Annotated in this window: 12 protein-coding genes; all 12 read left to right on the top strand. The window is 46.1% G+C overall.

All coding sequences use genetic code 11. The annotated features are described in order from the left end of the window. Position 1: 1 nt before the first annotated feature. The 12 genes from H7F31_RS29235 (at position 2) to H7F31_RS29180 (ending at position 20972) form a co-directional block, all read left to right on the top strand. Positions 2–820: a carbohydrate ABC transporter permease gene (locus tag H7F31_RS29235; protein WP_108991046.1), complete on the top strand. Its 819-nt coding sequence runs from the start codon at positions 2–4 to the stop codon at positions 818–820. A gap of 34 nt (positions 821–854) precedes the next feature. Continuing rightward, on the top strand, positions 855–2525 hold the full coding sequence (locus tag H7F31_RS29230) for a hypothetical protein (RefSeq protein ID WP_187101687.1): 1671 nt from the start codon (positions 855–857) through the stop codon (positions 2523–2525). Positions 2526–2558: 33 nt separating this feature from the next. Continuing rightward, the gene (locus tag H7F31_RS29225) at positions 2559–2744 is read left to right on the top strand and encodes a hypothetical protein (protein ID WP_087568920.1); all 186 of its coding nucleotides are present in this window, start codon (positions 2559–2561) and stop codon (positions 2742–2744) included. A gap of 31 nt (positions 2745–2775) precedes the next feature. Next, the gene (gene hisD, locus H7F31_RS29220) at positions 2776–4071 is read left to right on the top strand and encodes a histidinol dehydrogenase (protein WP_187101686.1); all 1296 of its coding nucleotides are present in this window, start codon (positions 2776–2778) and stop codon (positions 4069–4071) included. After that, positions 4068–4154, top strand: coding sequence for an S-layer homology domain-containing protein (locus H7F31_RS34630; protein WP_373271279.1), 87 nt, complete (start codon positions 4068–4070; stop codon positions 4152–4154). Before hisD ends, H7F31_RS34630 begins: the two co-directional genes overlap by 4 nt. A gap of 311 nt (positions 4155–4465) precedes the next feature. Beyond that, on the top strand, positions 4466–12586 hold the full coding sequence (locus H7F31_RS29210) for a family 10 glycosylhydrolase (RefSeq protein WP_187101685.1): 8121 nt from the start codon (positions 4466–4468) through the stop codon (positions 12584–12586). Positions 12587–13531: 945 nt separating this feature from the next. Then, entirely contained in the window at positions 13532–15496 is a 1965-nt protein-coding gene (locus H7F31_RS29205; protein ID WP_187101684.1) for an ABC1 kinase family protein, read from the top strand. Between the two features lie 35 nt (positions 15497–15531). Further along, the gene (locus H7F31_RS29200) at positions 15532–16080 is read left to right on the top strand and encodes a hypothetical protein (RefSeq protein ID WP_187101683.1); all 549 of its coding nucleotides are present in this window, start codon (positions 15532–15534) and stop codon (positions 16078–16080) included. A gap of 220 nt (positions 16081–16300) precedes the next feature. After that, complete coding sequence (locus H7F31_RS29195) at positions 16301–16654, top strand: BlaI/MecI/CopY family transcriptional regulator (protein WP_261800170.1); 354 nt, start codon at positions 16301–16303, stop codon at positions 16652–16654. A gap of 9 nt (positions 16655–16663) precedes the next feature. Further along, entirely contained in the window at positions 16664–18328 is a 1665-nt protein-coding gene (locus tag H7F31_RS29190) for a M56 family metallopeptidase (RefSeq protein WP_187101681.1), read from the top strand. 18 nt (positions 18329–18346) lie between these two features. Beyond that, on the top strand, positions 18347–19543 hold the full coding sequence (locus H7F31_RS29185; RefSeq protein ID WP_187101680.1) for a winged helix-turn-helix domain-containing protein: 1197 nt from the start codon (positions 18347–18349) through the stop codon (positions 19541–19543). A 301-nt stretch (positions 19544–19844) separates the two neighbouring features. Continuing rightward, positions 19845–20972 carry a GntR family transcriptional regulator gene (locus H7F31_RS29180; RefSeq protein WP_187101679.1) on the top strand — a complete coding sequence of 376 codons (1128 nt, stop codon included), beginning with the start codon at positions 19845–19847 and terminating at the stop codon, positions 20970–20972. Positions 20973–20976 lie beyond the last annotated feature (4 nt).

The following is a 20976-nucleotide window of genomic DNA, read 5'->3' as shown; positions in this document are numbered from 1 at the left end:
TATGAGAAATTACAGAGTTGCGGAAGTCGGCGTCGTTCTCAGCCTTTCGGTTCTACTGCTACTTACCCTTGTTCCGTTTGCCATGCTATTGTTCCTTTCGTTCAAAGATCATCTCGATATTGTGATCGACTTCTGGGGAATTCCGGGAGAGATCAAATGGGAGAACTATTCTACGGCCTGGAGCGCCGTGTCCGGGAGCATCGGCAACTCTCTGTTCATTTGCTGCGTTACGGTAGCCGGGGCAGTCCTCATTAGTTCGATGGCCGGTTACTCTTTCGCCCGCAACCGTTTCCCGGGCAAAGAAATCCTCTTTATGCTTATTATCAGCGTGATGCTGATTCCGTCCATGTTGAATATCGTTCCGCTATACGCGATTATTTCACAGTTAAATTTGACGGACTCTTTCTGGGGCTTGATTTTACCCTATATATCGGGAACGCAATTGGTCGGAATCATTCTTTGCCGGACATTCTTTCAAGGAATTCCGGAAGAGCTGTTCGAAGCTGCGCGAATGGACGGCGCCGGAGAAGCTTATTTGTACTTGCGCATCGCGCTTCCCTTGAGTATGCCAGTTATTGCGACCCTGGGGATCATTACCTTTATTAGCGTTTACAGCGATTATCTATGGCCGCTGATTATATTGAAAGAGCCTCATCTTACTTTTACGATCCAAGCGGTTAATATGACGACCAATGGCAGGCCGGATCTCGGATTATCCTTCGCCGCCTATATCATCGGCAGCTTGCCGATGATACTGGTCATTATGTTCGGTATGAAATATTTCGTGCAAGGAATTACGTCGGGAGCGCTTAAATCTTGAACCCGCTGCAGAGAAGAGAGGAGAACGCTACTCAATGGCAAATTTGAAGTTCAAAATCGGATTGATCGGAAGTCCCGTCAAGTTTGTCTCATGGACGGAGGAGACGGTAATGTCCATGAAACAAATCGGATTTAACGCTCTTCAGCTGAATATCGCCTGGGGAGGGCGTCCGCACGACGAACCGTTAAATTTGGAGGACGTCGTAGCGTTATCCGGCGAAGCATCGCTTAAATACGAGCAGAAGATTCCGATAGGCGGCGATTCCTCTTCGGGCGCATGGGAGCGGCGAAGAAACGATCTCAGAGAGCGTATACGGTTATGCAAGCAGGCGGGAATGCGCTCTATTTTCCATTTTGGCGCCCCTTACAACGGACAGGATGGTTATCGAGATCTGCCCCTCGAAAATTGCTTGCTGGACGGCGTAACGCCCGACAGGTATGTAGCACTGCTAGAACGGTTTAACGAGGAGTTTCCCGGGGTTGACGATCTGTTGCTCTACACCTACGATCAGGACGCTTGGCTGTGCAACGAGTTCGGAAACTGCGAGTCGTGCAGGGGAATTCCTCTGGATGAGCGCGTCGTCCCTTTCGTTAATCTGCTCGCCCGAACATGGAAGCGGCTGACCGGAGGACGTCTTTGGTGGGAGCCATGGGAATTGTCGGCGGGACAGGTGCTTAAGTCGATCGAGAAGCTAGACGCGGATTGCGTCAGTCTGGCGCTGCATTCGAATATTGCCGAAGTTACCGTTACGCTTCCGGTAGACCGTTTTTTGAAAAATGCCGCCAATCTTGCGGTCAAACGGAATATCCCGTTTGTCGTGGAAGGGTTCTTTACTTCCGCAACGGAGGAAGTCGAGCCTTACGAACATATCGCTTACCCGCTTGTCACCTTGCGCCAGCTCAGGGCGATAGCCGGTACTCCCGGCGCAGTGGGGATTAAGGAATACTTCGGCATAGATATGATCAAGCCCGATCCGAATTTACGGGTTACGGAGCTGTTCTTTCGGAATCCCTGCATCGGGGACGACGAAGCGCTGGAGAAGCTTGCCGAACCTTACGGGATGGCAGCAGAAGAAATGAAGGCTTTCTGGCGTCTGAGCTCGGAATCGTTCGAGCTGTTTCCGTGGGATGTCTCCTGGTTTGTCCGCAAAATCGGTCTTTGCGACGTGTCGCATTCCATGACTGCCGCGTTTATCCGGGGGCAGCAATGCCATACCCCCTCATGGGAATCCACGCGTAGGTCGATCTTCATGAAAACCGACGATCTTGAGCCGGACCCTTGGATGATCGAGGATATTCAGCTTCGATGCAAATTGAGCGCTGAGCGGGCGGAAGCGGCCATTCAAACAGGACGGAATGCTCTTGAAAGGGTTTCCGCGTCGCTTCGAGACGTATTAAAGAAAAACTTGGACGAGTTAGACGGTTTCCAAAGACGGGCTATGTCCTATGCGTATCATTTACGGGAAACGAATCTGGTTCGCATCATTCGCTCTTATCGCGAAGACCATCGGGAGGTGCCGGAGCGGCTTCTTGCCGAACTGACGGCGTTATTGAAAGAGGATCAACAAAACCAACGTTCGGCAGAACCGATTCAAACCGTTCTGGGGATGCTGGAGGAAGATTTGGACGAATTTCTTGATCGTTACTTTCTTACGCCCGATCGGAACGACTGGGTGAAGGGACCGCACAGCTTAACCTCTCGCTGAATTTAGGGACATGGGGGCGGAGATTTCTTCGTCATGCAGGAGTTTGTGTCATCCATTCAGGAACAAAGAAAGCCGGCTATCGATGTCTACGACGCGGTTACCTGGAGCTCGGTATTTCCACTATCCGTTCAATCCGCAGCTAACGGCAGCATTCCCGTGAAGTTTGTGGATTTTAAGCTTCGAACCGGCTCTCGAGCTTCTTCGGTAAGCGAGCGTTGATACAGGTCAGAATGAAGGAGGATCATTGCAAATGGCAAAGTATCTGAAGACGGGAAAAAGCCAAGCGGAAGCGGAAGAGCAGGATCAGAGGGTTTACGAAACGGTGTGCGACATTCTTAAACAGGTAAAAAAGAACGGAGATCAAGCGGTGCGCGGGTTCTCCCGGCATTACGACAATTGGTCTCCAGAGCAGTTCAGACTGAGCCGACGGCAAATTGACGAAATCATCGCCAAAGTACCCGAGCAAACCAAGACGGACATTCGTTTTGCTCAGGATCAAGTACGCAATTTTGCAGAAAAACAACGAGCTACAATCCGCGATCTGGAGGTAGAGACGTTGCCCGGAGTCGTTCTGGGGCATCGCAATATCCCTGTCAATAGCGTGGGTTGTTACATTCCGGGCGGACGATATCCGATGGTGGCGTCCGCCCATATGAGCATCCTTACCGCCAAGGTAGCCGGTGTGAAACGGGTCATTTGCTGCACGCCGCCGATAAATGGCGAAATTCCAGAAGCCACGGTTTGCGCTATGGATTTTGCGGGAGCGGATGAGATTTATATTGTCGGCGGAGTGCAAGCGATGGCGGCTATGGCGCTGGGCACGGAAACGATCGAGCCGGTGGATATGGTTGTCGGTCCGGGGAACGCCTACGTGGCCGAGGCCAAGCGGCAGCTATACGGCCAAGTTGGCATTGACCTGTTCGCGGGCCCGACGGAGGTAATGATCATTGCCGATCATACGGCGGACGCGGAAATGGTAGCCTGCGACATTCTCGGTCAATCCGAGCACGGGCCGACTTCGCCCGGGGTACTAATTACGACTTCGGAGCAACTTGCGCATGAAACGTTGCTCGAGATCGATAGACAACTTATGACCTTGCCGACTGCGGACATTGCAAGGGTGGCCTGGAATAATAATGGGATTATCATAGTGGTAGACAGCTTGGAAGAGGCTGTAATTGAAGCAGATAAGCTGGCCTACGAGCATGTGGAGGTGCTGACCGAGAATCCTCGATATTTCCTGGAACGCTTGACGAACTACGGCGCATTGTTCTTGGGGCCGGAAACGAATGTGGCCTACGGGGACAAAGTGATCGGCACCAATCATACGCTGCCGACCAGAGGAGCGGCAAGGTATACCGGAGGGCTATGGGTAGGCAAGTTCCTCAAAACGTGTACCTATCAGTCGTGCACATCGGAAGCAAGCGCACTGGTCGGCGAGTATGCCGCCAGATTGTGCGAGATCGAACGATTCATGGGGCATAGGGAGCAGGCGCTTCTGCGCGTACGCCGATATGGGCGTTCCAAGTTGTCCGCATCGAAGTGAGTTTCCAAGCAATTGTTCAGGGTTACTCGGATGGCAGCGTCCAACCGGATCGCGTCATCACCCGTGCAGAGTTATATAACTGAGCCGCATTTACCTTCTATATTTGAGCCTAAGCGTGTTAGCGCTTGGGCTTTTCTTATGCAACGGATGCCGCATTCTGCAGAGTAGGGCTAGTTGTCTTATAATTTTATAAGTCGAAATAAAATTTCATAATAAAATTTGTTTGTGAAATTTATTGACGAAACATTCGAATTTGTATAATATTCAGTTAGGATCCGCAAAGCGATTTTAAGCTGTCGAAGTTACTATATAGGGAGGGATCGGGAGAAAAATAAGGCGAATCTATTCAGTGGCTTGGAGAGAAATACCAAAATGAATAAAAGGAGCAGTGAAAATGAATCGTTTATTTGCGCGTTGTAAAGCAATATGCAGCTGGATGCTTATAGTAGTCATGCTAACATCCATGTTACCTGCTATTCACGTTTCGGCGGCGGGGGTTACTCCTCCGGATTCAGATGCATGGACACCCTATCAACAGTACTTAAACTCGGATGTTTCCAAGAAGGAAGATATGCGTGCGGCTTGGATTGTAACCGTTTACAACTCAGACTGGCCATCCTCGGCATCGTTAGCTATTTCTGATGCTACAGAGAGGGTGGAAAAGCAAAAGCAAGAACTAAGCAATATCTTGGATGCGGCAGTTGCCAGCAATTTGAATGCAGTTATGTTTCAGGTTCGCTCCTCTTCCGATGCGCTATATAAATCTGATCTCGTTCCCTGGTCTATCGTTATGACAGGGACACCAGGCGGCGATCCAGGCTTTGACCCGCTTGAATATGCAATAGATGAAGCGCACAAGCGCGGAATAGAGCTGCACGCATGGTTTAATCCATATCGTGCTGCAACTGCGATCAATGATGCCATGGTTGCTCAACTCAAGGCACTGCCAAAGAGTATTTTCAACACTCATTTTGATTGGATTAAAAAAGCCTATGATGGTGTGTATGTAGTAGATCCAGGTATACCTGAAGCACAAGCATGGATAGCGGATAGCGTTATGGAGGTTGTTAATAAGTATGATATTGACGGCGTTCATTTCGATGACTATTTCTACCATGAAGGCAAAGCCTATGATTATGATGACAAAGCTACATTTGAAAAGTATAAGGGCGGTTTTACAGACATAGGCGATTGGCGAAGAAATAATACATACAAGCTTATCAGCGATCTTTCCCAAAAAATTCGTTCAGCAAAACCTTGGGTACAGTTTGGAATCAGCCCTGCCGGCATGTGGGCCAATATGAAAGACGGGCATGTTAACGGTTCTCCAACTGCCGGAGGTGGACCAAACTATGATAGGAGCTTTGCAGATACATTAAGATGGGGGAACGAGGGGCTGATCGACTACCTGACTCCACAGGTTTACTGGCCCTTTGGCCGTGATGTGGCTCCCTACGGTGTAATAGCAACATGGTGGGCGGATCACCTTACAAATCCCAATACAAAGCTTTATATGGGTATGGGATTGTATAGGGTAAATGATACAACCAATTCAACTGAAACAGGATTTTTAGATCCCTATGCCAAAGACGAGATTATCAGGGAGATACAACTCAATACAAATTATATAAGTGAAATGACAGGCCGCGGGATCGATGGTTCATTCCTATACCAGGGCAGCAACATTGTTCCAGGTTCGAGAATTTATAAAAAGGAAGCTGTAGAAGAGGGAGTAAGAACGGCTTGGGCGAATAAGGCGATAGCTCCAAAATTGACCTGGAAGAGCAGCGTTGCTCCAGCGATGCCCACAAACGTTACTGCCGAGGCTGTAGATGGCGTTACACAAGTTGCATGGACATCTAGCGATGAAACAGGCAGCACTGCATATTATGCGATTTATAGATTTTCACAGGATGAAAATCTTGATACGTCAGATTCAACGAAAATAATTGCAGTTGTTGGTAAGACTGTTGATAGTGACGGTAAGGATATAACAAGTTATACCGATACAGCTGTATCAGATCCAAGCAAGGTACAGTATGTTGTCACTGCACTTGACCGCCTCCAGAACGAGAGCTCGCCAAATGCACCGACACCGGTTAGCGCAATCGATGCAGACCTTACTACTGCAGTCGGTACAGCCCCGGTTCTTCCGGTATCCGTAAAGGTTAATATGACATCAGGTTCTCCGGCTAATATGATGGTAAAGTGGGACAAAGTAACTGACGCCAATCTTTATTCCGCTGCCGGAAATAGCTTTGATGTAACCGGGACAGTTATTCATACTAACGGAACACTAACAGAAATGAATGTAACAGCTCATGTTTCAGTTGTGGCACCGGCTATCAAATATATTAATCCTGTTATTGTAAGAACAGAACAAAATACGGCTCCGGTATTTCCAGCTACCGTAGATGTAATATATACAGACCATACAGTTTCGTCACTTCCTGTTGTATGGGAAACACCGGATCCTGAAGATTATAAAAACGCAGCACCTTTCGATGAATACAGAAATCCAAGCGTGAAAGGCATACAGGGAATAGTCGATGGAACAAATCTAAAAGCAGAAGGCAATTATATCGTATATCCGGCAGTTAACTTATATGCGCCTATAGCTGTTTCAACTCGGGTGGGAATACCTCCAATACTTCCCCCTAGCGTTAATGCCACATACACTGACGGTACAAGCTCAAGTGTAGCAGTAGTCTGGGATGATATTCCGGCGGAAAACTACGCTAGTATGAATAACTTTACCGTTAAGGGAACAGTTGAAGGTGCCGCAATGAAGGTAGAAGCTGCGGTAACTGTTGAAAGCGCTGTAAACATAGCAAGCATTGATCCGGTATATGTGAAGACAGGTATCGGCGTAGCGCCAAAGCTTCCAAATACCGTTAAGGTCACCTATGATGATGGCACGAAGGACACTGTTTTAGTAACCTGGCCAAGTGTGGATCCGGCTGTTGACTGCTTAACGACACACAGATTTACGGTTACAGGGACAATAAACGGTACATCCACTACTGTTACGGCTACAGTTGAAGTAGCTGCAGTCATAGTGCTGGACGACTTTGAAAATGGGGTTGTTAACGGCGGCGCTGCCCAGAGCATGATTAGGTGGACAGGCGACAGTGCCAGCAGCACACCGCCAACTTTGTCCTATGATACCGCTATAAAACATAGTGGAAATAGTTCCTTGAAGGTTGATTATAAGTTATCCAAAGTTGCAGGTACTGCAAGCGCTTATGTTCGACCGAACCAAGGTACGGGCCTTGTGTTTAAACCCGGGGAAGTACCGCAAAAGATCGGTTTCCGGGTATATGGAAATAATGTTACAACTTTTGCTCTAAGGGCAGAGTTCCGTGCAGGAATTACTACCGGTTCCACTAATACAAATCAAAACATTTCTAATACGCTGAATTTTACTGGATGGAAGTATCTGGAGTACACGGTGGCTCCGTCCTATCAAACTACGGGCCTTACTATAACACTTCTGCCCGGTATCGTTGCCACATCAACCAATGATAAGGTGGACAGCACCATTTATATCGATGATCTTGTGGCTGTTTATGGAAGCGAAACAAAGGATACGACAGAAATAAGCGGGGCAATTGCAGCTGCGCAAAGCCTTTATGACAGCACAACTGCCGGTACGGGCCACGGGCAGCATCCTTTATCAGAGCGCATGGGGCTTAATGCCGCTATTGATGCTGCAGCTAGCGTTATGAACAATCCTGCAGCCGTTATGGCAGATCTTTATAGTGCTACCGATTTGCTTAACTCAGCAGTGGATGCCTATATTGCTGCACAGATTGTAAACGAGCGGCATCAGATCATAGAGGACTATGAAGACCATGGCAGCGGAAAGAGCATCGTTGACTGGATTAATGATGGAGGAAGCACTAAGCCCACTATTTCATATAATAATGATCCCCATTACGTGAAAAACGGAAATCGATCATTTAAGATTGATTATAATTTTGCGGGAACTACCGGGACAGCCAGTGCTTATGTAAAAGGTGCATCCTACCCTAACCAAAAATTGAAATTTACCGGAGAGAATACACCAAACAAAATTGGTTTTTGGCTTTATGGCAATGATGAGACGATTTTCAGCTTACGTGCAGAAATAAGAAAGGCAGACGGTACTTCAGCCACAACTGCCAATTTCTTGCCAGCCAATTCCGTGATGAAATCAGGCTGGAATTTTGTAACCTATGATGTACCACAAGCAACTTTTAATGCATCAACGGGCCTTTTACTAAATATTATGCCTGGATTAGTTGAAACCTCTGCTGCTGGCAGAGTAAACAGTACGATCTACATGGACGACCTTACTGCAATATATAATGTAACTCCGGCTGCAACCTTAAATAAAACAGGACTGATAGGAGCTATTGCAACTGCAAAATCCTTGCTTCTTGGCGCAGTGGAAGGGACACAGGGAGGCCAGTACCCTATAGGCTCCACAGCAATTTTGAATGATGCTCTCATTGCTGCACAATCTTTGGTAAGCAGCACAGTACAGTCGGATATTGATCGTGCAGCAGAAACATTAAATGCTGCAGTTAACACCTTTAAAACTTCACAAATTCCGCTAATTGATATTCAAGGTTTAAAAGCTGCGATAGATGCCGCAAAGGCAAAACATGATCTCGCAGTTGAAGGAGCACTGCCAGGACAATATCAAAGCGGAGCCAAGGCAGCACTGGAAGCTGCTATAGATGCAGCAAACACAGTATATAAAAATGCAGGCGCAACACAAGGAGAGGTTGAGGCGGCAAAAACGGCGTTAGCACAAGCTGTTGCTGCTTTTGACGAAATGGTGGTTCCACCTTTAGTGACAATTGATTTGGATGCTGCGATAGCAAAGGCTAAAGCTCTGCATGATGGAGCAGATGCAGGAACAGAACCTGGACAATATCCGCAACAATCAATGGATGATTTGTTATCGGCAATAACGGCTGCAACAACTGCTAAAGCTGATGCACAAACCCAGACAGATATTGATCGTATATTACAAGATCTAAATGCTGTAATTAAGGCTTTTGAGGATGCAATGGTTCCATTAAATGTTGATAAAACTGAACTGAATCAGGCTATAGCAGATGCACAGGCTAAGGTTAATTCAACAGTAATAGGGACACTTGGCGGACAGTATCCGCAACATGCAAAAACGGCTGTTACAACCGCAATTGCAGCAGCACAAGTAGTTGTAGGCGATATTCATGCTGACCAGGATGCTATTGATGCGGCTGTAGACGCATTAAATACAGAGGTAGCAAAATATCTTGCAGCACGAATAGCAGCTCCATGGGATAAGTATAATGTTCCAGAGGAAACGCCGGTAAACAAACGCGAGATGCGTGCTGCCTGGATAAGCACTGTTGTTAATATTGACTGGCCATCAACAGATTCATGGAAGATTGAAGACACGCAAGCCCGTGCGGCGGTGCAAAAAGCAGACCTTATAAAAATTCTTGATGATCTTGCGGAAACAGGTGCCAATGCAGTGATGTTCCAGGTAAGGCCGACATCAGATGCATTTTATCAATCAGAGCTTGCACCATGGTCATACTGGCTGACAGGAAAACAGGATGTTGATCCGGGATTCGACCCGCTGCAGTTCGCAATTGAAGAAGCGCATAAAAGAAATCTCGAACTGCATGCGTGGGCTAACCCATACCGCGTTTCCATGCCGGCGGCCATGTATAAGGACGAATCAGGAAAGCCTTTATCGGACTTAAATGCAGTAGGAAATATGTTGAGCCAGGTGCCTGATAGTATCTATGCCAAGCATCCGGAATGGGTAAAGGTTGGCACAAACCGCTTTGTCCTTGACCCAGGCATTCCGGAAGCTGCGAAATATGTTGAAGACTCCGTAATGGAAATAGTCGAGAATTACGATATTGACGGCATACACTTTGACGATTATTTCTATGTTGGCAGCAATGGCGGTTTTGATGCCGGGTATAGTGATCAGAGCACATATGATACCTATGCCGACAAAACCGAGTTTCCGAAGATTGAGGATTGGCGCAGAAATAACACATATACGCTGGTTAAAAATCTGCATAATAGAATAAACGCAGCAAAGCCGTGGGTTAAATTCGGGATTAGCCCGGCAGGCGTATGGGGCAACATGAAAGACGGGCATCCGGACGGTTCTGAAACTTCGGCCGGAATACCAAACTATGACCGTGCTTATGCAGATACCAAGAAGTGGGTTTTAGAAGAAATCATCGACTATATAACCCCACAGGTGTACTGGACATTTGCAAATTCAGCTGCAGGGTATGGAGTTGTTTCATCATGGTGGTCCGATTTGCTTAAAAACAACCCTGATGTACAAACACAGCTATATATGGGTGTAGGTTTGTACTGGCTAAATCCTGATGAAGGAACTACTGATAAATATTGGAATACCCCGGGTGTTGGGGATCAGGAAATTGCACGCCAGCTTAAGTTTAATGCTGCAAACCCCAATATAGACGGTACTATGATTTTTACGTATAACTCGTTTAAAGTTAATTCTCCTAACGCTATTTCTGCTGCATCGCTGATTAAGAACGACTTATGGGCGAACAAAGCCCTTATGCCGGCAATGCCGTGGAAGGGTGGAGTCGCGCCTGAAGCTCCGGTATTAGTAAGTGCGACATTTGAAGACGGGAGCCATACAATTAGCTGGCAGGATAATGATGAAAATACAGCGTACTATGCACTATATCGTTTTGAAGATAATGAGGCTGTAGACATTAACAATCCTGTTAAACTGATTGCTAAAGTTCGTAAGACTGAGACAGGTCTGCAAAGCTTTACCGATCAGACAGGGAAACCAACAAGTAATTATGTTGTGACTGCATTAAACAGGCTGAGCGACGAAAGTATTCCGTCAAATGAAAGTACTCAATCACCAATGATCGACACATCCGCATTGGACAGCGAAATAGTAGCAGCTGTGGAACTAGTGGACAATGCTGAGGTTGGTACAGAAGCCGGGCAGTATCCGCAAGAGGCAATAGATGCCTTAACTGCTGCAGTAACCATTGCATCGGCTATAAAGGTTAATGCAAAGACCCAGGAAGAGATTGATCGTGCAGCGGAAGGCTTGAAAGCCGCAGTAGAAAGCTTTAAGGCTGCACAAATAGTTGATCCGAATATTAAAGTCGAGGAAGTGAGCCTTGATCAAGAAACGCTTCAATTAAACGTTGGCGGTGTTTATCAATTAAAGGCGACTATCACTCCATCGGGAGCAGCTAATAAGAATGTAACATGGACATCAAGCGATGATGGAATTGCAGCAGTTGATAACACCGGCAAGGTTATAGCAATAGCAGAGGGTATAGCTGTTATCACAGTGACAACTGAGGATGGAAATAAAACGGCAACCTCTGTTGTAACTGTAAGCATGCCATCAGAGACAATCGATACAACGGAATTGGATAATCAAATAAAAATAGCTGCAGATTTAATAGACACGGCAGGAATCGGTACAAATCCCGGGCAGTATCCGCAAGGTGCAAAAGATGCCTTGGAAGCTGCAATAACAGCTGCATTAACGGCCAAAGCGGATGCAAAGACCCAGGAAGACATCGATAATGCAACTGTAAACTTAAAAAGTGCTGTAGCAAGATTTATTGCCGCAAAAATACCAGTACCTGAAGTGATATATGTTCCGATACATGTTACAGGTGTAAGTCTGGATAAGCAGACATTGGAACTGAATATTGGCGATGAATCTCAGCTGACAGCAGCTATTAGTCCGAGTAATGCCGACTTTATGCAGGTGACATGGAAATCCAGCAACGAAAATGTTGCAATTGTTGATCGTGCAGGTAGAGTTGTAGCAAAAGGCATCGGCACGGCAATCATCACAGTAACAACCACAGATGGAAATAGGACTGCAACTTGCGTTGTAAATGTAAATGCTCCGGTAACCGAAGAAGAGGAACCTAAGCCTGAAGAGATCGTTGAAGTCAAATTTAGCGACATTCTAGGCCACTGGGCGGAAGCAAGTATTAAACTTGCAGCGGCTAAGGGCATTATCAGCGGCTATGCCGACGGCACATTTAAGCCAAAGAGCGAGGTTACCCGCGCCGAGTTTGCAGTCATGCTGGCTCGCATGCTGAACTTGCAAGGAAACGGAGCCGAGCTGGAGTTTAACGATAAGGCAGCCATCGGCTCGTGGGCGGAACAAGGCATCGCTCAAGCTGTGCAAGCTGGAATCGTGAAAGGCTACTCCGATGGCAGCTTCAGACCGAACGCGAAGATCAGCCGCGTCGAGATGGTTACGATGATCGTGAATGCGCTTGGTTTCGCCGACAACTCCAAGGCGACAACTGGATTTGCGGATGACGCCGAGATCCCGGCATGGGCTAGAGCGGCAGTTGCAGCGGCTGTTGAGAACGGGCTCGTTCAAGGCGTCGGCGGCAACAAGTTCGCTCCGAATCAAACGGCAACAAGAGCCGAGTCGGTGGTCGTTCTGCTTAGAGCGCTAGAGTTCGCTAGTAAATAAAGCTGAAATCGATCAACGATATACACTATTTCATAGTCAGAATCGTCTCAAAGGCAAATTGCATGAATGAAACACCCGTGATATGATTAGGATAGAACTAAGGAGCCGGACCGCCATCCGACTCCCTGCACAACAATTTGGGTGGGAAACCTCCAGTCAAAGCTAGAAAATAACCCGCAGGCGGTCAACCTGGGCGGGTTATTTTCGTTTATTCATGAGAGTGAGCAAAGCCAGCAAGAACATGCCGATCATTATCACTTCAGTCAACGAAAATGTCATGAGCATCACCTCCGCTCTGGAGGCGATACTTCCCCACCCAAGTCTGTTGCACACTAGCATTATATCAAAATATGACATTTCTTGCATGGAAGATTTGTAGAAAATTGGAATAATCGTGTAAGAGGAATCATGTTACTATTCGAATTGTTACGGTTCAGGAACAGGATATATGCCCGTTACTATTGGTGCGTTGCAAGCGCGAACATAAAGTTTTCTTTACATTTCATTTACATAACAATCTACCATGATAAATTAGAAGTTAGATGCAGATGGATACTATTACCAAGGCATCGTTGCATGTGACGAAATTGTAATGGACTGCTTACAACGACAAGATCTCAATCTATACAATCCAGCAATGAGCCTTTCGATGGAACGCCAAGCGTATGAGGACGCATTGCAGCATAGTCGAAGCAAAGCGGTAACCGCCAGTACCTATGGAATGATTCTTGGCGACTACTCGGATGACGGTGGCGGTGGGGGATTCCCAGGCTGGCCATTATAATGAATAGTTAATAGCTCTGCGAAGTCACTACCCATATGAATTAGTCAAGGGGTTTCCCAGTTATCTTAGATAATTGGGGAGCCTCTTGTTTAGCGTGGTTGGAGAGATTAATAGCCGCGTGTGCTATAGTAGTGATAGGGAAGTTCCGGAGGGGATGGAGTATGTTCTTTTTCATTGTATGGTTTGTGTGTTTCATCGTATTCATAGTTCTTGCTACGTTATTTAACAAGAAACATAAAGTCATTAGATCGTTAGTCAGCGCGCTGGTTGTTAGTGTGTTGGTTCAAGTTCTTGAGCAATTTTACTTGACCAGCATCATTGTCGTTGCCGTCATTTTGTATTTTTTAATAGGAAACATCCATACGTTTAAAAACGATCAGCTCAAGCTGATGGTTGCTATATTATTTGGTACGGCCACCGTGACACTTGTACTATCGTTTACCTATTTCAATCAAAATTCTACGCCATCCGATCCCGAGATCTTTAGAGTGATGTTTATCTATTACCCGCTATTAATTATATTTATATCTTGTTATACATATATGCTTCTTTGCCTTTTCAATTTTAAAATACTGCAAACCTCAAACCCGTTCCTATATATTGTGAATAAAATTCGCGGCTTCAGGCGAATGATTCGTTTGTTCTGGATTGCTTCGCGAAAAGGGCTGAGTCATCTGATTCAGCAAGATCATGCGAAACTCCCACATGTTATTGCCGAAATTCTTGATGATATGGGGGGAGTTTTTGTTAAGTTTGGACAAGTATTATCAACCCAAAAGGAAATTTTACCTAGTCATTTCATCGAAGCGTTCTCTAATTTGCATGACCAAGTAAAGCCGCTCAGTCAAGAGGAGCTAAAAAAAATCATTGATAGCAGAATTGGCAACATGAATGAAACGTATGAAACCTTCGAGATGCAACCCATCGCAGCAGCTTCTATCGGACAAGTTCATCTGGCTAGGCTTAAGTCAACCGGAGAGAAAGTCGTCGTTAAGATTTTAAGACCTGATGTTAAGCAAAAGATGACAGTGGATTTGGATTTATTAATTCAATTTGTGTCATGGCTATCAGAGCGTTCTTCTAAAATCAAAAGACTCGGTTTAATACAACTCGCAGTAGGATTTAAAAATAATCTTATCGAAGAAACCGACTTTGATATCGAAGCGCTGAATACAAACATGTTAAAAAGAGCATTTAAAGAACATGGAATCCCTTTAAGAGTGCCTAAAGTTTATTCCGAGTATTCGACTAAACAAATACTAACGATGGAATATATCGAAGGAAACCGTTTTACGAAAGAAGTGACAACCGATGTTTCAGAAATGATCATGCACGCATTTTTAGATCAAATCCTGATGATAGGTATCTTCCATGCGGATCCGCATCCCGGGAACATCATGTTGACAACGGATGGGGAAGTTGCGCTTATTGACTTTGGTTCAGTTGGCTATTTATCAGATGATGAACGAGGCGGTCTGTTAAGCTTCTTGGTTGGTTACAGCAATAATGATACGAAAGAGATGGCGCATGGCTTGGCGAGGGTTTGTGAGGAAGGACATTTATTCGATGAAGATATGATGGAACGACGCCTCAGTAGACTTCTGTCAGAAGCCTCTTTTTCACATGATCCTACGAGTGTCATGATGAGACGGCTGATGTCGTTGATTACCGAGGCGGGGCTGTCATTAAAACCAACCGTTGCCGGTGCATTCAGAGCAATCATTACTCTAGACGGGACGTTGTCATCCGTAAATGAAGCATATTCCTTATCAACAGCGAGTCAATCATACGCCAGCCAGATTAATAAAGGACAATTGGCCAAGGAACGTTTAAGTAAGGTCAAGGGAAAGTTAGAGGATTATATCCCGAAATTACTGGAGCTGCCTATTCTTAAAGACAATAGAATCACTATTGCTCGTGAGGAAAATCATAATTTGAATGATTTTATTGGGACTTTTACAGTCGGCATCTTTACCGTTATATGTATGGTAGTCATGCTTGTTAGCTTTTTTGTACAAGGGGAAATCATGCGATTTTTACTTGCTCCCTTATCCATGTCAGGCTTTGGAGTCGGTATGATCATACTGATCACGTCAGTGATTAAGCAGCTAAAACCCAAGATATAAAAGTTTTTTCCAATCGAAAGGAATGAAATGCAAGCATGAAAGAAGCATCCGAGCAGCTCATCCAATTGCTTGGGCATCCGTACGAGCCCAAACAAGTCCAAGCTTTGCTGCAATCATTCGGCGTCAAGCGGATGCCGGCACCGAACAGCTATTTCAACGACGATATAATCTGGTCGGCGAAAGCCTCGCTACGCATTGATGTCTATCGCGCACCCAAAATAAATGATTTGACCGGGCTCCAATATGCAGCTGAAGATGGATGGATCATTGGCGCCATGCATTTTCTTGCGCCAGGGGCAGATGATCGAATTAAAGCTCCGTTCCCCGGAAGCCTGCCCGGGGGGATGACGATGAGCTCAACGCCCGAAGAATCCATACGCGAATATGGACCGCCTGCATTGGATGAGGAGTGTTGGCGCCCTGGCTATTCAGGCCGAATATTGGCATGGCGCAAGTCCGGCATAAACATTGTTATGGATTACGAGGATAATGAATCCGCTAGAGAGATGAGAAGCTACACGGCCTGTTTGATTGGCTGCATAGGCGCCTGGAGAAACGATAATCCGGAAGTCTATGCTCCTTGAACGGAACCCTGCCGCCACAAGTATTCTTCATCATGAACCTGCCATAATACTCCAAGAGCCCGTCATGAATTTCCTGACGGGCTCCAACTCGTTTACTTGCCCCCACATTCGCAACGCCAGTCGTCGCTCTCTATCGACAAAACAATTCTACTACAGTAGAATGTTCATATGCGATTCTACAGCAGTAGAATATATATGAACGAGGTGTTTTCATTTGGTTATGAAGTTATTCGATAGCGAGCTTAATATTATGGAAATCTTGTGGAAAGAAGGCGATACCCCCGCAAAAAGAATTGCAGAAATTGCAAAAGAGAAAGTAGGTTGGAGTAAAACAACAACGTATACCATCATCAAGAGATGCCTTGATAAAGGGGCGATCGAGCGGTATGAGCCTAATTTCGTTTGCCATGCGGTTGTTACACGAGAGCAGGCTCAAGAACACGAAACAACGGAGCTGATAAATAAAATGTATGATGGCGCCCCCGACAGACTGATTGCTTCATTGTTGGGACAGAAACGACTGTCGACAGAAGAAATTAGCCGCTTGAAACATCTTATCGATAGCATGGAATGAGGTGAGGGAATGTCGTTACTTCAAATAAGCATCTCGGCTTCCGTCTTTATTCTTGCAGTTATTTTCTTGCGTTCCTTGCTTATTCACAAGCTGCCCAAAATGACTTTTATGTTTCTTTGGGGTGTTGCATTAATTCAATTGCTTGTACCTGTTTCAGTTCAATCGCAATTTAGCATTTTTACGGCAGCGGAACATATAAGCGGAATGTTTACAGCGCCAAAATTGATTTCCGCGCCAGAAAGTTCAACATTTATTAATGGATCTGCGGTTATCATGCCACCAATAACAGAACATTTGACCGTTCCGATTATGCCATTGAAGACGGCTTCACAAATATCGCCTTTTGTATGGGTGTGGTTAGTTGGTTTTACGTTATGTGCGTTATTTTTTATCATTCCGCATTTAAGGTATCGCAAAATCTACAAAATGGCTGTACCTATTAGAAACGATTTTATAGGAAAATGGCAGCTTTCAAATTTGTTATGGCGAGATGTTCAAATCAGGCAACTAGATCATATTTCAACTCCGCTTACATACGGTATTTTCCGGCCTGTTGTACTCTTGCCGAAAAATTTGGATTATGACGATGAGAAACAGCTTGCGCTTATCCTGACCCACGAATTTACGCACATCAAGCGATTCGACATACTAAAAAAATGGATTCTTGCCACTAGCGTATGCGTCCATTGGTTCAACCCTTTTGTATGGGTCATGTATATTCTTGCCAACCGTGATATTGAGCTATCCTGTGATGAAACAGTCATACGAAAATTGGGGGAAGACACGAAACCTACTTATGCCAGGGCACTTGTACGTCTGGAAGAAAAGAAAATCGGTTTGTCGCCGATGATTAGTAGCTTTTCCAAAAACTCGACCGAAGAAAGGATTATATCGATCATGAAAACCAAAAAAATCACGATCACCACGATGCTTCTCGCTATTGGGCTTGCAGCCGGTGCCGTTATCATCTTTGCAACTTCTGCAATGGATAAAACGGAAGTTGCTAAAGGTGTCGACGAACCTATAGCCTATAGTGAGCCCTCACTATATCAAGGTGCCATCACAACCAAAATAGTGCCCACCTTATCTCAAGGCGCCGCCACTACGGATTTAATGCCGCACGATTTAACATTCAACAAAAAATATGATGTACCGAAGTTGATAGACAGCCTTATGGCTTCTAAGTATCGTGCAGTTTATATGGACAACGAAATATATCTTCGTGTCATGATGGATAACACAATACAGATAAGCAAAGATAATGGCGCGGTTTGGAAAAAATATGATACAGATGAAATCGATGCAAAAGAATTTGCAAAATGGCTGCTGATAAACGATCCGATTCCGGGCTATTCAATGAAAGAAGTTCAGACTCGCTTGGCAAACGGGGCAGAAGTAAAACATTTAGTGTTTGAAAATGTAAAAGAGATGTATTTCATAATCGACAGGAACGGCGTACAGATTGAACTTGTACAGCCTGAAAAAATATCTTCTGTTCTGATCGACGGTCAAAGAATGATGATTACTTCCGCAATATCACCCCAGATGCTGAAATCATTTTATGACTTGTTAGTGTCCAACAATATACTTTCGGAAGCTCATGCAAAACAAGATTATTCGGAAAGAATGAAGTATCTTGAAAAAAATCTCCCTAACTTTATCTTGTCGAAATAAAGAGGAGCGGATGCGCACATGATCCAATTGACGAACCGCCAGGCACGGCAATTCCTGTTATTAAAGCACGGACTGTTGAGCGAATATCGATTTACTGGAAAGCAGGGAGTATTGGATTTTGTGCAGCAGGTCGGCTGTATTCAATACGATCCCATCGATGTTTGCGGAAAAAACGCCGAATTGGCACTGCAGTCGCGAATCAAAGGATTCACCAAAAGCATGCTCGACGAGTTGCTGTATAAAGATAGAAGTCTGGTCGACTATCCCGACAAGAACCTGGCCATTATCCCTCTCGAAGACTGGCCGTATTTTGAGCGATACAGGCAAGCTGCAAGGCAACATGCCAAGCGTTATCCCGAAATGGGGGCGTTGACAGAACAAGTACGGACTCACATCCAAAATCACGGTGCGGTTAGTTCGGATGATTTAAAATTAGATGGAAATTTCGTTTGGCAATCGGCTATCCACTGGAGCGGCGGAAACAACGCATCCCGGTCGGTGCTGGAGCAGATGTACTCGACAGGCGAGTTGATTATCCATCACAAAAAAGGTACCCGTAAGTATTACGATATCGCCGAGAAGTATATACAGCCAAATCTGCTGAATGCGCCGGAGCCGCTGCCTGACGAGCTCGAGCATCACAAGTGGCGGGTATTGCGCAGGATCGGCGCTGTTGGCCTTTTATGGAATCGCGCATCCGACGCCTGGCTGAACATATGGGGATTGAAGGCGGAGCAGCGAAACGAGGTTTTCCGCCAGTTGTTGCACGAGGATCGCATTGTTGCTGTTACCGTGGAACAAATAAAGGATATGCTGTACTGCCGCGCGGAAGATTTGCCGCTTATTGAAGCCGTCCTGCAAAATCCGGCGCCGGAATTTCGTTGCGAGCTGATTGCCCCGCTGGACAATATGATGTGGGACAGAAAACTAATCAACAAATTGTTTGGCTTCGATTACACCTGGGAGATTTACGCACCGGCAATTAAACGTAAATTCGGCTATTATGTGCTGCCGCTATTATTCGGAGAGAGCTTTATAGGACGAGCCGAGGTAATCGTCGAGCGAAAAGCCGGGACGCTCGACGTTAAAAACATATGGTATGAGAACGACGTAAAGCAAACCAAGCAATTGCGATCAGCCTTGGACGATTGTTTCCACAAGTTTGCGTTATTTAACGGATGTGAAACGATTTCGACAAAGTCTATGCACTACTAGAGGCGGGTGGCTTTCCCATTCTCACAATCTGTTGAAGAAGGCAGCGGTAGATAAAAATCGAAAAATAGCGGCGCAGGGATACTCCCTGACGCCGTTATTTTTTTAATTAAACATTTTTCTGATGGGAAATGACCTGCACAATCTTTTGCATAATCCTATTATAATATTACAAGTATACAACTTGTGAACGGTCATATTATATGCAAAAGCTGCATCATACAGCGGAAAATCTAATGGGGTATTGAGTGATTTTAAAGCAGCATGTATACTTGTATTAAAAATGATCATATGGGAGAATTCAATGGCCAATAAGAGAAAATCGGAATCTCTTTACATGCAAATTCGCTCGTTCCTGCTGGACGGCATCAAGGCAGGCAGATGGAAGCATAACGAAATGCTGCCCTCGGAGAACGACTTATCCTCTCAATTCAGAGTCAGCCGGATCACGATCAAGAAAGCCATGGATCTGCTTGCGGAAGAGGGAGTTGTATACCGAATTCAAGGAAAAGGGTCATTCGTATCGGCTGACGGAAAACCGATCCTCTATGATCCGGTACGGTCCGCCGCAACGAAGCCGATCATCGCCCTTCTTATGCCGCGTGTGAGTAACCAGTACACCGGAAGGCTGCTGATGGGGATAGAAGCGGTCGTACAGGCAGCGGGAGCCAGGCTGTTTTTTGCAGCGACTGACGATGACCCCGTCAAGGAGTCGCGGCTGCTTGTCGATGCCGTGGAATCAGGCGTGTCAGGCATTATCATCTATCCGACCGCCGGCGAGAGCTATAATGAGGAAATTCTGCGGCTGACCTTGACGAGCTTCCCGATCGTGGTCATCGACCGTTACTTGCGGGGCGTGGAAACGAATTGCGTGCTGTCCGATCATGAAGGGGGAGCCTATGAAGCCGTCAGCCATCTGCTGGAGCTGGGGCACCGCAACATCGCGTTTGCCTCCACGGAGCTTTCGGGCACAACAAGCCTCGAAGATCGGAAGAACGGCTACTCGAGTGCAATGAAAAGCTTACCATCGGCTCGCACGCATGAGCTGACCCTCTCGGGCACGGAGGATGCCGAGGAGAAGATCCGTACCTTCCTGGCGGAACGCCGGGAAATAACCGCCATCTTTGCAAGCCACTATTGGGTCGGCGCTTGTATTCTCCGCGCTCTCGAAGGGACAAAAATGACAGTGCCGGAGCATCTCTCTCTCGTATTTTTCGACGACTTCGAGAATTCCGATCTTTCGCGGGTGCCGCCGACCTGTATCATCCAGCAGGAGGAGGAAATCGGAAGGAAAGCCGCGAATCTCGTGCTTTCCTTATGTAACGGTACGGTATCGACGCGCACCAGAATCGTTCTGCCGACTCAGTTGCTCGTAAGAGCCTCTACCGGACCGGCGCCGCATGCGGCCGACAGACAAGAGGGACAGGTTTGACAAA

It is taken from the genome of Paenibacillus sp. PAMC21692 (assembly GCF_014303795.1).
Classification (GTDB): Bacteria; Bacillota; Bacilli; order Paenibacillales; family Paenibacillaceae; genus Pristimantibacillus; species Pristimantibacillus agaridevorans.
Note: the sequence above shows the minus strand (reverse complement) of the source record. Positions and strands in the feature narration are given on the sequence as shown.

What these genes read in the sequence shown, in the direction of transcription:
- H7F31_RS29235 (WP_108991046.1), top strand. Translation starts at nt 2, where the DNA reads ATGAGAAATTACAGAGTTGCGGAAGTCGGCGTCGTTCTCAGCCTTTCG.
- H7F31_RS29230 (WP_187101687.1), top strand. Translation starts at nt 855, where the DNA reads ATGGCAAATTTGAAGTTCAAAATCGGATTGATCGGAAGTCCCGTCAAG.
- H7F31_RS29225 (WP_087568920.1), top strand. Translation starts at nt 2,559, where the DNA reads ATGCAGGAGTTTGTGTCATCCATTCAGGAACAAAGAAAGCCGGCTATC.
- hisD (WP_187101686.1), top strand. Translation starts at nt 2,776, where the DNA reads ATGGCAAAGTATCTGAAGACGGGAAAAAGCCAAGCGGAAGCGGAAGAG.
- H7F31_RS29210 (WP_187101685.1), top strand. Translation starts at nt 4,466, where the DNA reads ATGAATCGTTTATTTGCGCGTTGTAAAGCAATATGCAGCTGGATGCTT.
- H7F31_RS29205 (WP_187101684.1), top strand. Translation starts at nt 13,532, where the DNA reads ATGTTCTTTTTCATTGTATGGTTTGTGTGTTTCATCGTATTCATAGTT.
- H7F31_RS29200 (WP_187101683.1), top strand. Translation starts at nt 15,532, where the DNA reads ATGAAAGAAGCATCCGAGCAGCTCATCCAATTGCTTGGGCATCCGTAC.
- H7F31_RS29195 (WP_261800170.1), top strand. Translation starts at nt 16,301, where the DNA reads ATGAAGTTATTCGATAGCGAGCTTAATATTATGGAAATCTTGTGGAAA.
- H7F31_RS29190 (WP_187101681.1), top strand. Translation starts at nt 16,664, where the DNA reads ATGTCGTTACTTCAAATAAGCATCTCGGCTTCCGTCTTTATTCTTGCA.
- H7F31_RS29185 (WP_187101680.1), top strand. Translation starts at nt 18,347, where the DNA reads ATGATCCAATTGACGAACCGCCAGGCACGGCAATTCCTGTTATTAAAG.
- H7F31_RS29180 (WP_187101679.1), top strand. Translation starts at nt 19,845, where the DNA reads ATGGCCAATAAGAGAAAATCGGAATCTCTTTACATGCAAATTCGCTCG.